Genomic DNA, 16,576 nt, shown 5'->3' with positions numbered 1-16,576 from the left:
GATGAGCACGAAGGACTTCATCGAGAAGGACTACTACAAGGTCCTCGGCGTCCCCAAGGACGCCACCGAGGCCGAGATCAAGAAGGCGTACCGGAAGCTCGCCCGCGAGTTCCACCCGGACGCCAACAAGGGCAACGCCAAGGCCGAGGAGCGCTTCAAGGAGATCTCCGAGGCGAATGACGTCCTCGGCGACCCCAAGAAGCGCAAGGAGTACGACGAGGCCCGCGCCCTGTTCGGCAACGGCGGCTTCCGCCCCGGACCGGGCGGGGCGGGCGGCTCCTTCAACTTCGACCTGGGCGACCTCTTCGGCGGCGCCCAGGGCGGCGGCGGGGGCCAGGGCGCGGGCGGCTTCGGCGGCGGACTCGGTGACGTCTTCGGCGGGCTGTTCAACCGCGGCGGCGCCACCGGGACCGGCACCCGGACCCAGCCCCGGCGCGGCCAGGACATCGAGTCCGAGGTCACGCTGAGCTTCACCGAGGCCATCGAGGGCGCCACCGTCCCGCTGCGGATGTCCTCGCAGTCCCCCTGCAAGGCCTGCTCCGGCACCGGCGACAAGAACGGCACGCCCCGCGTGTGCCCGACCTGCGTCGGCACCGGACAGGTCGCCCGCGGCTCCGGCGGCGGCTTCTCGCTGACCGACCCGTGCCCCGACTGCAAGGGGCGCGGCCTCATCGCCGAGCACCCCTGCATGGACTGCAAGGGCAGCGGGCGCGCCAAGTCCTCCCGGACCATGCAGGTCCGCATCCCGGCGGGGGTGACCGACGGGCAGCGCATCCGGCTGCGCGGCAAGGGCGCTCCCGGCGAGCGCGGCGGCCCGGCCGGTGACCTCTACGTCGCCGTCCACGTCGACGCGCACCCGGTCTTCGGCCGCAAGGACGACAACCTCACGGTGAGCGTGCCGGTCACCTTCACCGAGGCGGCGCTCGGCGGCGACATCAGGGTCCCCACCCTGGGCGGCCCGCCGATCACGCTGAAACTGCCGCCCGGCACCCCCAACGGGCGCACCATGCGCGCCCGCGGCAAGGGCGCGGTCCGCAAGGACGGCAGCCGGGGCGACCTCCTCGTCACCGTCGAGGTGAGTGTCCCGAAGGACCTGTCGGGGAAGGCTCGTGACGCACTGGAGGCGTATCGCGAGGCGACCGCGGAGGAGGACCCGCGGGCCGAGCTGTTCGAGGCAGCGAAGGGAGCTTGAGCGTCATGGACGGCCGTCGGCGCAACCCGTACGAACTGACCCAGGAGACCCCGGTCTACGTCATCTCGGTGGCGGCCCAGCTCTCCGGCCTGCACCCCCAGACGCTCCGCCAGTACGACCGGCTCGGCCTGGTCTCCCCGGACCGCACCGCGGGCCGGGGCCGCCGCTACTCGGCCCGGGACATCGAACTGCTGCGCACCGTCCAGCAGTTGTCCCAGGACGAGGGCATCAACCTGGCCGGCATCAAGCGGATCATCGAGCTGGAGAACCAGGTCGCGGCCCTCCAGTCGAGGGTCGCGGAACTGGAGTCGGCGCTGGACGGCGCGGCGGCGGCCATGCAGCAGAGGGAGGCCGCGGTCCACGCGTCCTACCGCCGCGACCTGGTCCCCTACCAGGAGGTCCAGCAGACCAGCGCCCTGGTCGTCTGGCGCCCCAAGCGCCAGCAGACCTCGGACTGACGGCCCGACAGCCCGACGGCCCCCTGGGCCTGACGTCCCGACGCTCCACCGCTCCACCGCACGCACGCCGAAGGGGCGGCCCCGGACATCCTCCGGGGCCGCCCCTTCGGCGTGTTCCCGGACGCGGTGAAGTGCGGGTCGGTGAAGGGTTCGTGAGGCGCCCCCGCCGAGTCCTTCGCGTCGTCTCCATGTGTCTTCACCCGCTAAGCGGAGGGTGATGTTGTTACTTCGTTAAGTAGTTCCGCTTGACGGCGGCGGTGGGCGGCCAGTTGTCTTTTCAGACACCTGGGTGGTCGAGTCGCGCCCATGTCCCTAACGCACCTGAAGTGAGCCCCTGAATGCGTCGTATCGCCATAGCCGTGGCCGCCTCCACGATGTCCCTCTCGCTCGCCGGATGCGGGATGCTCGGCGCGGCGGAGGAGGGCGGGGCGGCGACGCCGACGAAGAGCAACGACATCACCGTGGGCGTGCTGATGCCGGAGTCGACGAACACCCGGTACGAGGAGTTCGACTACCCGATCATCAAGGCCAAGGTCGCCGCGCTCACCGCGAACAAGGGCAAGACGGAGTACGCGAACGCCGAGTCGAAGACCGAGACCCAGATCACCCAGATGGAGCGGATGATCGACGAGAAGGTCGACATCATCCTGCTCGACGCGGTCGACTCCAAGGCCATGGTGGACACCGTGCGCAAGGCGAAGGACGCGGGCATCCCGGTCATCGCCTACGACCGGCTGGCCGAGGGCCCGATCGACGCGTACGTCTCCTTCGACAACGAGCTGGTCGGCGAGGTGCAGGGGCGCACGCTCGCCGAGTCGCTGGGCAACGCCCAGACCTCCGACAAGATCGTCATGATGAACGGCTCGCCCACCGACCCCAACGCCAAGCAGTTCAAGAACGGCGCGCTGTCGGAGCTGAGCGGGCGCGTCACGATCGCCGAGTCCTTCGACACCAAGGACTGGAGCCCGGACATCGCCCAGGAGAACATGGCCCAGGCGATCCAGAAGATCGGCGCCGACAACATCTCGGCCGTCTACTCCGCCAACGACGCGATGGCCGGCGGCATCATCAAGGCCCTCAAGGCCGCGGGCGTCACCGAGCTGCCGCCCATCACCGGCCAGGACGCCGAACTCGCGGGCGTGCAGCGGATCGTCGCCGGTGAGCAGTACATGAGCGTCTACAAGCCCTACCCGCAGATGGCGGAGGCCGCCGCGGAGATGGCCGTCGCCAAGGTGCAGGGCCGCGACATCCAGTTCGACGCCCTGACCCGCGACTCCGTCGACAGCCCCACCGACAAGAACATCCCGGCCCAGCTGGTGACGGTGGTCGCGCTGACGAAGAAGAACATCAAGGAGACCGTCATCGCCGACGGGATCTACAAGGCGTCCGACATCTGCACCGCCAAGTACCAGTCCGCCTGCGCGGCCCTCAAGCTCAGCTGAGGCCGGGGCGGAACCGCTCGTCCCCGTACCCCCGGGAAGGCCCGCCGCCTCCCGGGGGTTTCGCCCGTCCCCCCCTTGCGCCGAGCGCGTACAGACGTACGACATCGCTGTCCGGGCCGGGAGGAACCCGTGGAAATGGCCTGATTTCCCCGGGTGCGAGGGACGGAGCCGTGTTGCGGAGCCGGTCCGGGGCCGCGCATAGTTGCGCTGCGGACCAGGCGAACAGCGGGGGTGGGATGGCCGATGGCCGGGCACGGGGCGGAGGAGCATCCTCACGGTGCTGACCGACTGTGCGGGGCCGGGGATCGCGTGTATTCCCGGGCCGTACGGCGGGGGCGCGTCGCACGCCGGGACGCCGAACCGGTGCCCTGTCTGCTCGAACTGGCCCTGCTCCACCCCGATCCGGACGACATGGACTGGCTGGTCCCCACCTCCCCGCAGGAGGTCATGACCCGGCTGCTGCGCGGCCTCTACGACGAGGTCAGCGCCAGCCGGCACCGGATGGGCTCGGCCGTCGCCGCCTTCGAGTGGTACGCCGGGCTCGGCGGCCCCGCGCCCGCGCCGCTCGCCGGGGAGGGCGCCGCGATCCGTGTCCTGGACGGCCCCGCCCGCATCCAGGCCGCCCTGGACGAGGCGACGGAGGCGTGCACCACCGAGGTCCTCACCGTCCAGCCCGGCGGCATCCGCCGCGAGCACGAACTCTCCGAGGGCCTGCACCGGGCGCTGGCGCTGCGCGGCCGGGGCGTACGGATGCGCGACCTCTACAACCACGTGGCCCGGCACGGGCAGGGTCTGCTCAACTACCTGGAGCTGATGGGTGACGCGGTCGAGGCCCGCACCCTCGACGAGGTCGTGGACCGCCTCATCCTCTTCGACCGCACGGTCGCCTTCATCCCCGCCAACAGCGACCGCACGATGGCGCTGGAACTGCGCCACCCGGCCCTCACCGCCTACCTCGTCACCGTCTTCGAACGGCTGTGGCGGCTCGCGGTGCCGCTGACCGCCGCGCTCCCCGACCCCCGTGTCGAGGGCGTCTCGCACCGGGAGCAGGCCATCGCGGCGCTGCTCGCGGAGGGCCACCAGGACGCGGTCATCGCCGAGCGGCTCGGCATCAGCGTGCGGACCTGCCGGACGCACATCGCCCGCCTCTCGGAGACCCTGGGCGCGGCCAGCCGCACCCAGCTGGGCGTGCGGATCGCCCAGGTCGGCCTGGACGTGCCGTTCTCCGGGGCGGCGGTCAGTGTGCCGAGCGGGGCGGGCGGTCCGGCCGGTCCGGGTTCTCCGGGCGTTCCGGGTCAAGAATCCCCGAGCGGCCGATGAGGTAGCCGAGCTGGGCGCGGCTCTCGCTGCCGAGCCCCGCCGCGAGCTTCGCGATGTGCTCCCGTGCCGTACGGACGTTCATGCCGAGCCGGTCGGCGACGACGGCGTCGGTGTGCCCCTCGACCAGCAGCGCGGCGATGGCCCGCTGGCGCGGGGTGACGCCGTCGAGGGAGGGCGGCGCGGCGGCGGACTCGGGGTGCATGGGCGTCGCCAGCCGCCAGAACCGTTCGAAGACGGTGACGAGGTAGGCCAGGAGCGCCGGGTGGCGGACCTCCAGGGCGAGGCTGCGGTCGGCGTTGGCGGGGAGGAAGGCCACCGTGCGGTCGATGACGAGGAGCCGTTCGGTGACCTCGTCGAGGGTGCGGGCCTCGGCGTCGCCGCGCAGCCGCTCGTAGCGGGACAGGACGAGGGGCCGGTGGCGCTGGGTGTGCTGGTACAGGGTGCGGATGCGGCCGCCGCGGTCCAGGAGGGCCTGGTCGCGTTCCATGGCGACGGCGTGCGCGGCGTCGCCGCGGGCGCCCTCGGGGCGGCTGTTGGGCTGGACGCAGAGCACCTCGCGGTCCGCCTCGTCCATCGCCTCGCTGATCGCCTGGTTGATCTGCTCGGAGCCGCTCAGCAGCCGCAGGGCGGGCCCGTCGGGGTCGGCCGCGCCGCGTCCGTCGATCCGCATCAGCGGCTCGAACTCGGCCACCAGGCGGGCCTCGCGGCGCCGTTCGCCCGCGATCCGGTCCGCCGAGCCGCGCAGCAGCCGGTGCAGGGCGGCGGCCGGGGCGACCGGCTCCAGCCGGGCCGGGTCGTCCAGCGCGGGGTGCAGCAGCCCGTGGCGGGTCAGGCAGGGCGCCTCGCGGGCGGCCTCGGGGGCGGCGACGTGTCCCTCGCGCAGGGCGCGGGTGTAGAGGTCCAGCCCGGCGGGACACAGATCCTCCACACCGTGTTCGGGATGCGGGAGGTACGGTCCCGCGCCGGTGGCGGCGCCCGCGGCGGGGCGCGGCGCGGTGCCGGGGCCGCTGCCGGGGTCCGGGTGCGGGCCGGGGCCGGGCGGTGGGGGCGCCGGGTGCGGGAGGTGCGGGGGAGGCGGTGGGGGGAACGCCAGGGTCACGGTGCGATGTCCTCCTGCCGGAGAATCCCGGACTGTGCGATGAGAAAGCCGAGTTGGGCGCGGCTGCCGCTGCCCAGCGTGGTGGCGAGCTTGGCGATGTGGGCGCGGCAGGTGCGGACGTTCATGCCGAGGCGGCGGGCGATCGCCTCGTCGACGTGGCCCTCGATGAGCAGCTTCGCGATGGAGTGCTGGATGTCGGTGATGCCGTCGAGGGCCGGTTCGTAGGGGGCGCCCGCGCTGAGCGGGACGGCGCGGCTCCACATGAACTCGAACACTTTGATGAGATACCGCACGAGTCCGGGGTGGCGCAGTTCGAGGGCCACCTGCCGGTCGTCGCGGGTGGGGATGAAAGCCACGCTCTCGTCGCAGATGATGAGCCGCTCGACGAGTTCGTCGATCGTGCGGTACTCCACCTTGCCGTCGGTGAACCGGGCGACGTAGGCCAGCGTCTCCGGGCTGTGCCGGGCCGTGTGCTGGTACAGGGTGCGAATCCGTACCCCGCGGTCGGTTAGTGCCTTGTCCCGGTCGAGAGCCTGTTCGAGGGTGTGCTCCAGCCGCCGGCCGCCGGGCTGGACGGTGAGCATCTCCGACTGGCACTGTGCGGTGGCGAGGTCGAGAGCGGCGTTGATCCGGTCGAAGCCCTCCAGGACCGTGATGGAGTGGGTGGCCGCCGTCGCCTGCGCGCTGAGCGTCATGAAGGGCTCGAAGGCGCCGGCGATCTCGATGGACAGCCGCCGGTGCTCGCTGATCTCCCGCTCGATGGGGTTCAGCCGCTGGGCCAGCGCGACCGCGGGCGGAACCGGACGCATCCAGTCGGCGTCGTCGGGGTCGGGGTGGAGCAGGTCGAACTCCGTGAGGCACGGAGCGGCCTCCACGTCGGCACGGGCGACCCGACCTGCGCGAAGGGCGTGCGCGTACAGCCGGGCGCCGGCCTCACACAATTCGGTCACCGCATGGGGATGTGTCCCTTTAGTCGCGTTGGTAGCCAAATTTCCACCCCCCAGGGTCCTGAACATGCAGGAACATGATGCACCGATCGTGTGGCCACCACGTGCCCGAATGAGCCATCGTCTTACTCGACGGGGGTTGAGGTGACCATCAAGTGAGGACGAAGCCGACTATGGGCAAGAGAAAGCTTCGCTCGGTGCTTGCCGCCGCCTTCGCCACCGCCGTGGCCTTCGGGGCGTTGAGCGGGCTGGCGGGTGCGAAGAGCGACGCGCTGGCCGACAGCAGCTGGGGCCGGGCGAAGCCGGTGAGCGTGGTGGCCGGTGACAGCAGCTGGGGCCTGGTCCGGCCGACCGGCGAGGTGCCCGGCGACAGCAGCTGGGGCGTGGTGACACCAGTCAGCACGAACGACAGCAGTTGGGGCTGACGGGTAGATGACGACTCCTCCTGACGACCGCTCGTTCCGCCGCGAGATGGCCACGGCCTACCGCTCCGGCTGGCACTTCATCGACCTGGTCACCGCCATCCCCCACAGTGGTGACTCGTTGATGGTGACGGTGTTCGGAGAGCCGGTCGTCGTCACGCGTGACGAGGAGGACGACGTCCGCGCGTACCGGTGTCTGCGGCGGCCTCGGGGGGCGCCGCAGCCCGTACGCTGCGCCATCAGGTACGGAATGATCTTCGTGAACCTCGACCAGCGTGACCACCAGCTGTCGGAGTCCGCGCCCCAGCCCGCCCCCAGGGCCGTCTCAGCCACCCCCCGCAGTGCCTGACGCGATTCCCCCGTCGTAACAGATCGCTCAGGTGCTTCCCCCCGCAGCGGCGTCACCGTGACCTGAACACGGTGACGCCGCTGCAGTTTCTGCCGACATGTCCTTTCATCGCCGCGCCGCGGGCCTGCGCCGAGGTGGCCGGATTCCGCCCGTGCCGATCCGGTCATCCGCGGATCACTCCCCGACCGGCCGACCGCGTCCCATCGCCCGTGTGAGCCGGATCTCGATCACCGCCCGCGTCGGGTTCGGGCGCGGCGGGTGCCCGTACCGCTCCGCGTACCGGCGCTCCGCCTCCGCGACCCGCTCCGGGTCCTCGCTCACCACGGCCAGGCCCTCCAGGGTCGCCCAGAAGCGGCCGTCCACCTGGCAGACCGCCACCCGCGCGCCGGGGCCGTCCGCGCCGCCCGCCGCGCGCACGTTGCGCACCTTGCGGCTCGCCCGGTCGGCGATCACCCGCGCCAGCAGGTTCTCCGGGTCGTAGGTCACCCCGACGGGGACGACGTGCGGGGTGCCGTCCGGGCGGAGCGTGGTCAGCGTGCACAAGTGACGTTCGCGCCAGAAGGCGAGGTACGGCGCGTCCGGCGCGCCCGGGTCCTGAGGGTATGCGGCCATGATCTGGACCCTAGTCGGCCTCTTCGGAACCGGACCTTCCGGTCTGGTAATCCGGCGTTCACGGGAAGAACGGGCGGTCGCCGCCGGGTCAACAGCAGGAAGCTGCACCTCCGCGGGAACGTCCCGGAAAGGGGCCCGGTGCCGGACCCCGCGCCGCTCGCGGGCCCCTTCATCCCATCCCGCCAACCTTGAGCGGAACAGACTCAAGTTTTGTTACGCTGTCCTAGTCAGTGCTGCCGGGCTGACGTACGGAGGAGGAGACAGCGAACGTGGACGCCGAGCTGACCAACCGGAGCCGGGAGGCCCTTCAGGCCGCCCAGAGCCGCGCCCTGTCCGAGGGGCACGCCGACCTCACCCCCGCCCACCTGCTGCTCGCGCTGCTGGAGGGCCAGGACAACGAGAACATCACGGACCTGCTGGCCGCCGTCGAGGCCGACCAGGCCGCCGTACGGGCCGGTGCCGAGCGGGTGCTCGGCGCGCTGCCCAGCGTCGCCGGTTCCACCGTGGCGGCCCCCCAGCCCAACCGCGAGCTGCTCGCCGTGCTCGCCGACGCGCAGGAGCGCGCCCGCGAACTGGGCGACGAGTACCTCTCCACCGAGCACCTGCTGCTCGGCACCGCCGCCAAGGGCGGCCGGGCGGGGGACGTGCTCACCGGGCAGGGGGCCACCGCGAAGAAGCTGCTGGAGGCCTTCCGCAAGGCCCGCGGCGGCCGCCGGGTCACCACCGCCGACCCCGAGGGCCAGTACAAGGCCCTGGAGAAGTTCGGCACCGACTTCACCGCCGCCGCCCGCGAGGGCAAGCTCGACCCGGTCATCGGCCGTGACACCGAGATCCGCCGCGTCGTGCAGGTCCTCTCCCGCCGTACGAAGAACAACCCCGTCCTCATCGGCGAGCCCGGCGTCGGCAAGACCGCCGTCGTGGAGGGCCTCGCCCAGCGGATCGTCAAGGGCGACGTGCCCGAGTCCCTCAAGAACAAGCGGCTGGTCTCCCTCGACCTCGGCGCGATGGTCGCGGGCGCCAAGTACCGCGGCGAGTTCGAGGAGCGGCTCAAGACCGTCCTCGCCGAGATCAAGGACTCCGACGGGCAGATCGTCACCTTCATCGACGAACTGCACACCGTCGTCGGCGCGGGCGCCGGCGGCGACTCCGCGATGGACGCGGGCAACATGCTGAAGCCGATGCTGGCCCGCGGCGAGCTGCGCATGGTCGGCGCGACCACCCTGGACGAGTACCGCGAGCGGATCGAGAAGGACCCGGCGCTGGAGCGCCGCTTCCAGCAGGTGCTGGTCGCCGAGCCGTCCGTCGAGGACACCATCGCCATCCTGCGCGGGCTCAAGGGCCGCTACGAGGCCCACCACAAGGTGCAGATCGCGGACAGCGCGCTCGTCGCCGCCGCCACCCTCTCCGACCGGTACATCACCTCCCGCTTCCTGCCCGACAAGGCCATCGACCTCGTCGACGAGGCGGCCTCCCGGCTGCGCATGGAGATCGACTCCTCGCCCGTCGAGATCGACGAACTCCAGCGCTCCGTCGACCGGTTGAAGATGGAGGAGCTGGCCCTCGGCCGGGAGACCGACGCCGCCTCCCGCGAGCGGCTGGAGAAGCTGCGGCGCGATCTCGCCGACAAGGAGGAGGAGTTGCGCGGCCTCACCGCCCGCTGGGAGAAGGAGAAGCAGTCCCTCAACCGGGTCGGCGAGCTGAAGGAGAAGCTCGACGAACGGCGCGGCCAGGCCGAACGGGCCCAGCGCGACGGCGACTTCGACACCGCCAGCAAGCTGCTCTACGGCGAGATCCCCGACCTGGAGCGGGCCCTGGAGGCCGCCTCCGAGGCCGAGGAGGAGGCCGCGAGGGACACCATGGTCAAGGACGAGGTCGGCTCCGACGACATCGCCGACGTCGTCGCCTCCTGGACCGGCATCCCCGCCGGGCGCCTCATGGAGGGCGAGACGCAGAAGCTGCTGCGCATGGAGGACGAGCTGGGCCGCCGCCTCATCGGCCAGACCGAGGCGGTCCGCGCGGTCTCCGACGCCGTACGGCGCTCGCGGGCCGGGATCGCCGACCCCGACCGGCCGACCGGGTCGTTCCTCTTCCTCGGCCCGACCGGCGTCGGCAAGACCGAGCTGGCCAAGGCCCTCGCCGACTTCCTCTTCGACGACGAGCGGGCCATGATCCGCATCGACATGTCGGAGTACGGCGAGAAGCACAGCGTCGCCCGCCTCGTCGGCGCCCCGCCCGGCTACGTCGGGTACGAGGAGGGCGGCCAGCTCACCGAGGCCGTCCGCCGCAGGCCGTACAGCGTGGTGCTGCTGGACGAGGTGGAGAAGGCGCACCCGGAGGTCTTCGACGTCCTGCTCCAGGTGCTGGACGACGGCCGCCTCACCGACGGCCAGGGCCGCACCGTCGACTTCCGCAACACCATCCTGGTGCTCACCTCCAACCTGGGCAGCCAGTACCTGGTGGACCCGGTGGCGAGCGAGGCGGAGAAGAAGGAGCAGGTCCTGGAGGTGGTCCGGGCCTCGTTCAAGCCGGAGTTCCTCAACCGGCTCGACGACCTGGTGGTCTTCTCGGCGCTCTCCAAGGACGAGCTGGGCCGCATCGCCCGGCTCCAGATCGACCGGCTCGCCCGGCGGCTCGCCGAGCGGCGGCTCACCCTGGAGGTCAGCGACGAGGCCCTGGCCTGGCTCGCCGACGAGGGCAACGACCCGGCGTACGGCGCCCGGCCGCTGCGCCGCCTCGTCCAGACGGCCATCGGGGACCGGCTCGCCCGGGAGATCCTCGCGGGCGAGGTCAAGGACGGCGACACCGTCCGCGTCGACGCCTTCGGCGACGGCCTGATCGTCGGCCCGGCCACCACCGGCAAGACCCTCTGACCGGCCGGGCGCGCCGCCGTACGAGGTGAGCGCGCCGCCGTACGCGGCGGGCGGGGGCACCTGTGCGCGGGCCCCCGCCCACCCTGTGTCACCGTCCGGGGCACCGTGCGGCCGGTTCCTGTCCGCCGAGGGCTGACAGGGCCCGCCCGGGGTTGCCACCCCCCTCCCCGCATGGGGGAGGATGGCGAGATCCGTACGAAGGGAAAATCACGGTGACCATCGACCCGTCCTCGATTCCGAACTTCGGGGGCCAGCCCGAGCCGCAGCCCCAGGGCCCGGCGGGCCCCGTCGTTCCGGATCAGGACCTCGTGAAGCAGCTTCTCGACCAGATGGAGCTGAAGTACGTCGTCGACGACGAGGGTGACCTCGCGGCGCCGTGGGAGGAATTCCGCACGTACTTCATGTTCCGCGGCGAGGGCGACCAGGCGGTCTACTCGGTGCGGACGTTCTACGACCGGCCGCACGTCATCGACGACAAGCCCCAGCTGCTGGAGGCGATCGACGACTGGAACCGCCGCACCCTGTGGCCCAAGGTCTACACGCACACCCACGACGACGGCACCGTCCGCCTGATCGGCGAGGCCCAGCTGCTGATCGGCGCCGGCGTCAACCTGGAGCTGTTCGTCTCCTCGACGGTGAGCTGGGTGCGTGCCGCCATCGAGTTCGACAAGTGGCTCGTCGAGCAGCTCGGCCTGGAGTCCGAGGTGGACGACGCCGAGAAGCCCGAGGACGACCAGTAGCGCTCCGCCGCCCCCACACGGCCCGCACATCCCGGAGCCCGTCCCCGCCCTCCCGCCCCGGCGGCTGAGGGAGGGGGGCGGGCTCCGGGCGTGCGGGCGGGACGTCCCGGCGGCCGCGGAACGTGGCTCAGTACTCCTCCAGGGTGGCGGCGGCCGACGCCGCCTCGGCGGCACCGATCCGCCGGTAGACGCCCACCGCCTCACGGAGGGCGGCACGGGCGGCCGACCGGTCACCGGTCCGTCCCAGACAATGGGCCATGCCTTCCAGCGCCCGCCCCTCCTCGATCGGACTGGCCAGCCGGCGCGCCAGAAGCAGCGCGGAACGGTAGTGCGCCAGTGCCTCGGACGCGCCCGCCGAGTCGGCCGTCAGTGCCCCCATGCTGTTGAGCAGCTCGGCCTCGCCCCGCAGGCTGCCGATCTCGCGCAGGACGCCCAGCGCCTCGTCCAGGAGGCCGGCCGCGCCGGAGAGGTCGCCCGACAGGTGCCGGACCCGGCCCAGACCGTGAAGGGAATTGGCCATTCCGAAACTGCTCCCCACGGCCCGGTAGATCGCCAGCGCCCGCTCGAAGCGGTCCCGGGCCTCCGGCAGCCGCCCCGTCGCGGCGCATACCCGCCCCAGGCCGTGCAGCGCGTTGGCCTCCCCCTGTCTGTTGCCGAGATCCCGGTAGATCGCGAGGGCGGACTCCTGGAGCCGGGTCGCCTCGCCGTCGTAGCCGGTCAGGTGCCGGACGAGGCCGAGATGGTGCAGGGCGTTGGCCTCACCGAACCGGCTGCCCACGGAGCGGAAGACGACGAGCGCCTCCTCCTGTGTCTCCGCCGCCCCGACGTACGCGCCCGCAGCAGCGCGCGACCGCCCCAGGTCCCACAGCGCGTTCCCCTCCCCGATACGGTCGCCGACCTCCCGGAAGAGGGCCAACGCCCGCTCGTGCAGGGCGGTCGCCGCCGCGGGTTCGCCGGTCATCGCGCGGACGCGGCCCAGTTCCCACAGAGCGTTTCCCTCCGACCCCCGGTCTCCGGCATCGCGGTAGAGCAGGTGAGCGCGTTCCTGCAACGCGGCGGCCGTGGCGTACCGGCCGCCCAGGTAGTGCGTGCGTCCCAGGTCGGACAGGGCGTTCGCCGTGCCCTGGCCGTGGCCCAGATCCTCGTAGAGGGCCAACGCCCGCTCGTGCGCTTCCGCCGCCGCCTTCAGGTCACCCATGCGGTAGAGCACGCGGCCCAGGTCGTTGTGGGCGTTGGCCTCGGCGAGCGGGTCGGCGCCGCGGCGCGCGATGTCCGCCGCGCCGCGATGCAGCGCCGCGGCCTCCGGCCATGGGCCCTCCAGGTGCAGGAAAGCGGCCGCCGCGGCCGTGATGCGGAGCGCGTGCGAGCGGTACCGGGCCTGCGGGGAGAACGCGTCGATGCACGCCAGGAAGTTCCCGCGTTCGCCGCGCAGCCAGGCGGTCGCGTGGTCGCGGGTCGGGAAGACGGTCGCGGGGACGCGGGCCGGGGAGCCGGGTCCGCCCGCCTCCGCCGGGGCGGGTGACGCGCCGGGCCGGGTGGTGCGGGCGAAGAAGCGGTCGGCGTCCTCGGCGGTCCGCCCGTAGTGATCCAGGAGCCGCTCGATCGCGCCGCCGCTCACGGTGACGGGATCGTCGGCTGCCAGCGCGAGCGCGTAGGCGCGGATCAGATCGTGCCGTCCGTACCGGCCCGGTGCTCTCTCCTCCAGCAGGTGGTCCGTGTACAGCGCGTCCAGATGCCGTTCCGCGTCCGCCCGCGACACCCCGCCGAGGGCCGCGGCGGCGTCGACGTCGAGGTCCGTTCCGGGGTGGTGGCCGAGGTGTCGGAAGAACCTCCGGCGATCGGCGGGCAGGTCCCGGTACGACAGGTCGAACGCCGCGGCCACCGTACGGTCGCCTCCTCGGAGCCGCTCGAGCCGGTCCCTGGCCTCCACGAAGTCCGTGACGAACCGGGAGAGGCTCCAGGCCGGGTGATGGGCGAGGCGTCCCGCGAGCAGCGTGACGGCCAGCGGCAGATACCCGCACAGCCGGACCAGTTCGGCGACGGCGCCCGCCCCGGCGGCCTCCGTGTCACGGCCGGACAGGCGCAGGAACAGCCGCTCGGCCTGCTCCGGCGACAAGGTGTCCAGGGGGACCGGACACGCGCCGTCGAGGTCGATGAGGCGCCGACGACTGGTGACCATCACCAGGCACCCGTCCGTTCCGGGCAGGAGAGGTTCGACCTGGGCGCCGTCGGCGGCGTCGTCCAGGACCAGCAGGATCTTCCTGCCCACCAGGCGACTGCGCCAGCTCCGGACCCTGGCGTCGAACCCGGACGGAATCCGCTGGGCCGCCATCCCGGTCGCCAGGAGCAGATCCGTGAGGACCAGGCCCGGATCGGCCGGTCGTCGGCCCGGGGTGTGCGCGTGCAGGGAGACGAACAGCTGCCCGTCGGGGAAGCGGTCGGCGAGCAGGCGCGCGGCGTGCGTCACCAGGGCGGTCTTGCCGACGCCGGGCATGCCGCTGACGCTGTGGATCGCGACGAGCCCGGGAGATGCGGCGACCTCGACGAGCCGCCGCAGCTCGGACTCCCGCCCGGTGAAGGCGGCCACACCGCGCGGCAGGGTGTACATGGAGGGTTCCGGCACCGGCGCCGCGGTGGTGTGGGTGACGGTGTGGTGCACGTCCCGCCCGGCCACGTGGACCTGCGCGTTCTCATGGGCGTGCGTCACGATCCGGGTCGGTGCGGGCCCGGATCCGTCGGCCGACGGTGTCACCGCTCGTCGATGTGGACGTCACGGCCTGCCATGTACACCCGTGACGTGTCGTGCGTCTCGGCCCTCATGACGACCGACGGCACCTGGGACGCCTCCTCGCGGGGCAGTGCCGGAACCAGATGCTCGTCCAGCAGACGGCGCAGGTCCTGGGCCAAGGACGGGTCCGCTTCGAGGAGTTGCTGGAGCCGCAGCCGCCACGCGCCGACGAGGGCCTGTTCCGTGGCGTCGTCCGCCGCCTCGCGGGCGGTGAGTATCCGGGTGTGGACCGCGTCCAGTTCTGATCCCACCCCGTCGGCCTGGTCGGCGTGGACGCGTCGCCACAGGTCCACCACCGCTGCTCGGGCCTGCTGCCAGGCGTCGGTGGCCATCGCCCCCACCAGCGCCGTCCCGGCCGCCAGCACGATCGGGTCCATCCCCCCACCCCCCTGTGGTCGGACTTCTGGTCCCACTGTAGGTGGGGAGCCCCCTCCCCGGAACAGGGCGTCGGTCAGCCGCCGAACGCCTTGCGGAGCCGTCCGGCGGCGTCCGTCAGCACCTCCGTCCGCTTGCAGAACGCGAAGCGTACGAACGGGGCGCCTGCCTCGCGGTGGTCGTAGAAGACCGCGTTCGGGATGGCGACGACGCCCGCGCGTTCCGGCAGGGCGCGGCAGAAGGCGAAGCCGTCGCTCTCGCCGAGGGGGCGGATGTCGGTGGTGACGAAGTACGTGCCCGCCGGGCGGAACACGCCGAAGCCGGCGTCCGCCAGGCCCGCCGCGAGCAGGTCCCGCTTGGCCAGCAGGTCGGCGCGGAACCCGTCGAAGTAGGCGTCGGGCAGCGCCAGCGCCTCGGCCACCGCGTACTGGAAGGGGCCCGCGGAGACATACGTCAGGAACTGCTTCGCCGAGCGGACCGCCGAGACCAGGGCGGGCGCGGCCGTCACCCAGCCGACCTTCCAGCCCGTGAACGAGAACGTCTTGCCCGCGCTGCCGATCGTCACCGTCCGCTCCCGCATGCCCGGCAGCGTCGCCAGCGGGACGTGTTCGGCGCCGTCGAAGACCAGGTGCTCGTACACCTCGTCGGTGACTACGAGGAGGTCCCGCTCCACCGCCAGCTCGGCGATCGCGGTCAGCTCGGCGCGGGTCAGGACGGTGCCGGTCGGGTTGTGCGGGGTGTTGATCAGCAGCAGCCGGGTGCGGTCGGTGACCGCGTCGCGCAGCTCGTCCAGGTCCAGGCGGAAACGGGCCTCGGCGGGGTCCGGCCGCAGCGTCACCGGGACGCGGGTGCCGCCCGCCAGGGCCACGCAGGCGGCGTAGGAGTCGTAGTACGGCTCCAGGGCCACCACCTCGTCGCCGGGCTCCACCAGGGCCAGCAGTGCCGCCGCGATGGCCTCCGTGGCGCCCGCCGTGACCAGCACCTCGGTGTCCGGGTCGACGGCGAGGCCGTAGCGGCGCCGCTGGTGCTCGGCGATCGCGGTGCGCAGCTCGGGGACGCCGGGGCCGGGCGGGTACTGGTTGCCGCGGCCGTCGCGCAGCGCCCGTACGGCCGCCTCGCGCACCTCCTCCGGGCCGTCCGTGTCGGGGAAGCCCTGCCCCAGGTTGATCGCGCCGGTCCGCGCGGCCAGCGCGGACATCTCGGCGAAGATCGTCGTCCCGAACTCGGTGAGACGGCGGTTGAGCAAGGGGCGCGCGGTGGAGGTCATGACGGTCATCCTGCGTCGAAGCTCTGGAGTTCCTCAAGTGTGCTTTGGCCCGTGAGAGGGGCGGGCATCCCCCGGTCACGCGTCGCTCCGGCGGCGCACGAGGCGCCCACGGGGGGCCGCTTCGGGGGAATCGAGAGGAGGGTGGGCCATGGTCACGGGCATCATCCTGGCGGCGGTCCTCGTCGCCATCCTGCTGGTCTTCGTGCTCGTCCTGGTGCGCGTCTCGCGCTCGGCCGCGTCCCGCACGGTGGGGGCTTATGGGGGCGGGTCGCGCGGGCGGGGGCGCCGGTCGCGTCACCACGACAGCAGCGGCAGCGACAGCGGCAGTTGGTGGGTCGCGGGCAGCGACGGCGGCGGGGGCGGCCACAGCGGCGGGGGCCACGGCCACGACGGGGGCGGCGGCTCGTCCTGCGGTTCGTCGGGCGGCAGTTCCTGCGGCGGCGGCTCCTCCTGCGGGGGAGGGGGCGGCGGCTGCGGCGGGGGCGGCAGCTGAGACCGGCCCACAAGAACGGCTGAACTCCCTTGCGGGAGGCCGTTCTCCCGGCCGTGCGCGGTGGGGCCGCGGGCCCCGCCCCCCGCGGGGCCCCCCGCCCCCCCCCGGCCGGGGGGGGGGGGGCAAGGGGGGGGGGTCCAGGCCGCACCGCGTACGCCGGAGTTGTACAGTTGAGCTGTGCAGCCCACAGAGGGATTGAAAA

Annotated in this window: 15 protein-coding genes; 9 read left to right on the top strand and 6 right to left on the bottom strand. The window is 72.7% G+C overall.

Annotation, left to right across the window (positions count from 1 at the left end):
• Position 1 precedes the first annotated feature (1 nt).
• The 4 genes from dnaJ (at position 2) to ACIQPQ_RS36445 (ending at position 4,412) form a co-directional block, all read left to right on the top strand.
• Complete coding sequence (dnaJ, locus tag ACIQPQ_RS36460; RefSeq protein ID WP_401312963.1) at positions 2-1,192, top strand: molecular chaperone DnaJ; 1,191 nt, start codon at positions 2-4, stop codon at positions 1,190-1,192.
• A 5-nt stretch (positions 1,193-1,197) separates the two neighbouring features.
• Positions 1,198-1,650 (top strand): heat shock protein transcriptional repressor HspR, encoded by a 453-nt coding sequence (locus ACIQPQ_RS36455; RefSeq protein WP_401312961.1) that lies wholly within the window; start codon positions 1,198-1,200, stop codon positions 1,648-1,650.
• 338 nt (positions 1,651-1,988) lie between these two features.
• The gene (locus tag ACIQPQ_RS36450) at positions 1,989-3,092 is read left to right on the top strand and encodes a sugar ABC transporter substrate-binding protein (protein WP_401312958.1); all 1,104 of its coding nucleotides are present in this window, start codon (positions 1,989-1,991) and stop codon (positions 3,090-3,092) included.
• A gap of 243 nt (positions 3,093-3,335) precedes the next feature.
• Positions 3,336-4,412 carry a LuxR C-terminal-related transcriptional regulator gene (locus tag ACIQPQ_RS36445; protein WP_401312955.1) on the top strand — a complete coding sequence of 359 codons (1,077 nt, stop codon included), beginning with the start codon at positions 3,336-3,338 and terminating at the stop codon, positions 4,410-4,412.
• On the opposite strand, the gene ACIQPQ_RS36440 is transcribed toward ACIQPQ_RS36445, so the two are convergent.
• Both ACIQPQ_RS36440 and ACIQPQ_RS36435 read right to left on the bottom strand, forming a co-directional pair.
• Positions 4,330-5,340, bottom strand: coding sequence for a helix-turn-helix transcriptional regulator (locus ACIQPQ_RS36440; RefSeq protein ID WP_401313110.1), 1,011 nt, complete (start codon positions 5,338-5,340; stop codon positions 4,330-4,332). The genes ACIQPQ_RS36445 and ACIQPQ_RS36440 overlap by 83 nt on opposite strands.
• A gap of 167 nt (positions 5,341-5,507) precedes the next feature.
• Positions 5,508-6,527, bottom strand: coding sequence for a helix-turn-helix transcriptional regulator (locus tag ACIQPQ_RS36435; RefSeq protein WP_383768712.1), 1,020 nt, complete (start codon positions 6,525-6,527; stop codon positions 5,508-5,510).
• Between the two features lie 104 nt (positions 6,528-6,631).
• Between ACIQPQ_RS36435 and ACIQPQ_RS36430 the strand changes: the two genes are divergently transcribed.
• Positions 6,632-6,883 (top strand): hypothetical protein, encoded by a 252-nt coding sequence (locus tag ACIQPQ_RS36430; protein WP_383768715.1) that lies wholly within the window; start codon positions 6,632-6,634, stop codon positions 6,881-6,883.
• 7 nt (positions 6,884-6,890) lie between these two features.
• On the top strand, positions 6,891-7,229 hold the full coding sequence (locus tag ACIQPQ_RS36425; protein WP_401312951.1) for a hypothetical protein: 339 nt from the start codon (positions 6,891-6,893) through the stop codon (positions 7,227-7,229).
• A 174-nt stretch (positions 7,230-7,403) separates the two neighbouring features.
• On the opposite strand, the gene ACIQPQ_RS36420 is transcribed toward ACIQPQ_RS36425, so the two are convergent.
• Positions 7,404-7,841, bottom strand: a complete 438-nt coding sequence (locus ACIQPQ_RS36420) for a pyridoxamine 5'-phosphate oxidase family protein (protein WP_401312948.1) — start codon at positions 7,839-7,841, stop codon at positions 7,404-7,406.
• Positions 7,842-8,110: 269 nt separating this feature from the next.
• Between ACIQPQ_RS36420 and clpB the strand changes: the two genes are divergently transcribed.
• On the top strand, positions 8,111-10,711 hold the full coding sequence (clpB, locus tag ACIQPQ_RS36415) for an ATP-dependent chaperone ClpB (RefSeq protein WP_401312945.1): 2,601 nt from the start codon (positions 8,111-8,113) through the stop codon (positions 10,709-10,711).
• Positions 10,712-10,923: 212 nt separating this feature from the next.
• Positions 10,924-11,451: a YbjN domain-containing protein gene (locus ACIQPQ_RS36410; RefSeq protein ID WP_383768725.1), complete on the top strand. Its 528-nt coding sequence runs from the start codon at positions 10,924-10,926 to the stop codon at positions 11,449-11,451.
• A gap of 127 nt (positions 11,452-11,578) precedes the next feature.
• On the opposite strand, the gene ACIQPQ_RS36405 is transcribed toward ACIQPQ_RS36410, so the two are convergent.
• The 3 genes from ACIQPQ_RS36405 to ACIQPQ_RS36395 form a co-directional block, all read right to left on the bottom strand.
• Positions 11,579-14,158 (bottom strand): tetratricopeptide repeat protein, encoded by a 2,580-nt coding sequence (locus ACIQPQ_RS36405; RefSeq protein WP_401312941.1) that lies wholly within the window; start codon positions 14,156-14,158, stop codon positions 11,579-11,581.
• A gap of 41 nt (positions 14,159-14,199) precedes the next feature.
• Positions 14,200-14,616 carry a hypothetical protein gene (locus ACIQPQ_RS36400; protein WP_401312940.1) on the bottom strand — a complete coding sequence of 139 codons (417 nt, stop codon included), beginning with the start codon at positions 14,614-14,616 and terminating at the stop codon, positions 14,200-14,202.
• A 74-nt stretch (positions 14,617-14,690) separates the two neighbouring features.
• A complete protein-coding gene (locus ACIQPQ_RS36395) occupies positions 14,691-15,890 on the bottom strand; it encodes a pyridoxal phosphate-dependent aminotransferase (protein ID WP_401312937.1) in 1,200 nt (399 codons plus the stop codon).
• 139 nt (positions 15,891-16,029) lie between these two features.
• On the opposite strand from ACIQPQ_RS36395, the gene ACIQPQ_RS36390 reads away from it, so the two are divergent.
• Positions 16,030-16,374 carry a hypothetical protein gene (locus ACIQPQ_RS36390; RefSeq protein ID WP_383768736.1) on the top strand — a complete coding sequence of 115 codons (345 nt, stop codon included), beginning with the start codon at positions 16,030-16,032 and terminating at the stop codon, positions 16,372-16,374.
• The last annotated feature ends 202 nt before the right edge of the window (positions 16,375-16,576 follow it).

The organism is Streptomyces sp. NPDC091281 (genome assembly GCF_044757425.1).
Classification (GTDB): Bacteria; Actinomycetota; Actinomycetes; order Streptomycetales; family Streptomycetaceae; genus Streptomyces.
Note: the sequence above shows the minus strand (reverse complement) of the source record. Positions and strands in the feature narration are given on the sequence as shown.

Excerpts from the sequence above, each read along its gene's own strand:
- dnaJ (WP_401312963.1), top strand. The coding sequence starts at position 2 with ATGAGCACGAAGGACTTCATCGAGAAGGACTACTACAAGGTCCTCGGC.
- ACIQPQ_RS36455 (WP_401312961.1), top strand. The coding sequence starts at position 1,198 with ATGGACGGCCGTCGGCGCAACCCGTACGAACTGACCCAGGAGACCCCG.
- ACIQPQ_RS36450 (WP_401312958.1), top strand. The coding sequence starts at position 1,989 with ATGCGTCGTATCGCCATAGCCGTGGCCGCCTCCACGATGTCCCTCTCG.
- ACIQPQ_RS36445 (WP_401312955.1), top strand. The coding sequence starts at position 3,336 with ATGGCCGGGCACGGGGCGGAGGAGCATCCTCACGGTGCTGACCGACTG.
- ACIQPQ_RS36435 (WP_383768712.1), bottom strand. The coding sequence starts at position 6,527 with ATGTTCAGGACCCTGGGGGGTGGAAATTTGGCTACCAACGCGACTAAA.
- ACIQPQ_RS36430 (WP_383768715.1), top strand. The coding sequence starts at position 6,632 with ATGGGCAAGAGAAAGCTTCGCTCGGTGCTTGCCGCCGCCTTCGCCACC.
- ACIQPQ_RS36425 (WP_401312951.1), top strand. The coding sequence starts at position 6,891 with ATGACGACTCCTCCTGACGACCGCTCGTTCCGCCGCGAGATGGCCACG.
- ACIQPQ_RS36420 (WP_401312948.1), bottom strand. The coding sequence starts at position 7,841 with ATGGCCGCATACCCTCAGGACCCGGGCGCGCCGGACGCGCCGTACCTC.
- ACIQPQ_RS36400 (WP_401312940.1), bottom strand. The coding sequence starts at position 14,616 with ATGGACCCGATCGTGCTGGCGGCCGGGACGGCGCTGGTGGGGGCGATG.
- ACIQPQ_RS36395 (WP_401312937.1), bottom strand. The coding sequence starts at position 15,890 with ATGACCGTCATGACCTCCACCGCGCGCCCCTTGCTCAACCGCCGTCTC.
- ACIQPQ_RS36390 (WP_383768736.1), top strand. The coding sequence starts at position 16,030 with ATGGTCACGGGCATCATCCTGGCGGCGGTCCTCGTCGCCATCCTGCTG.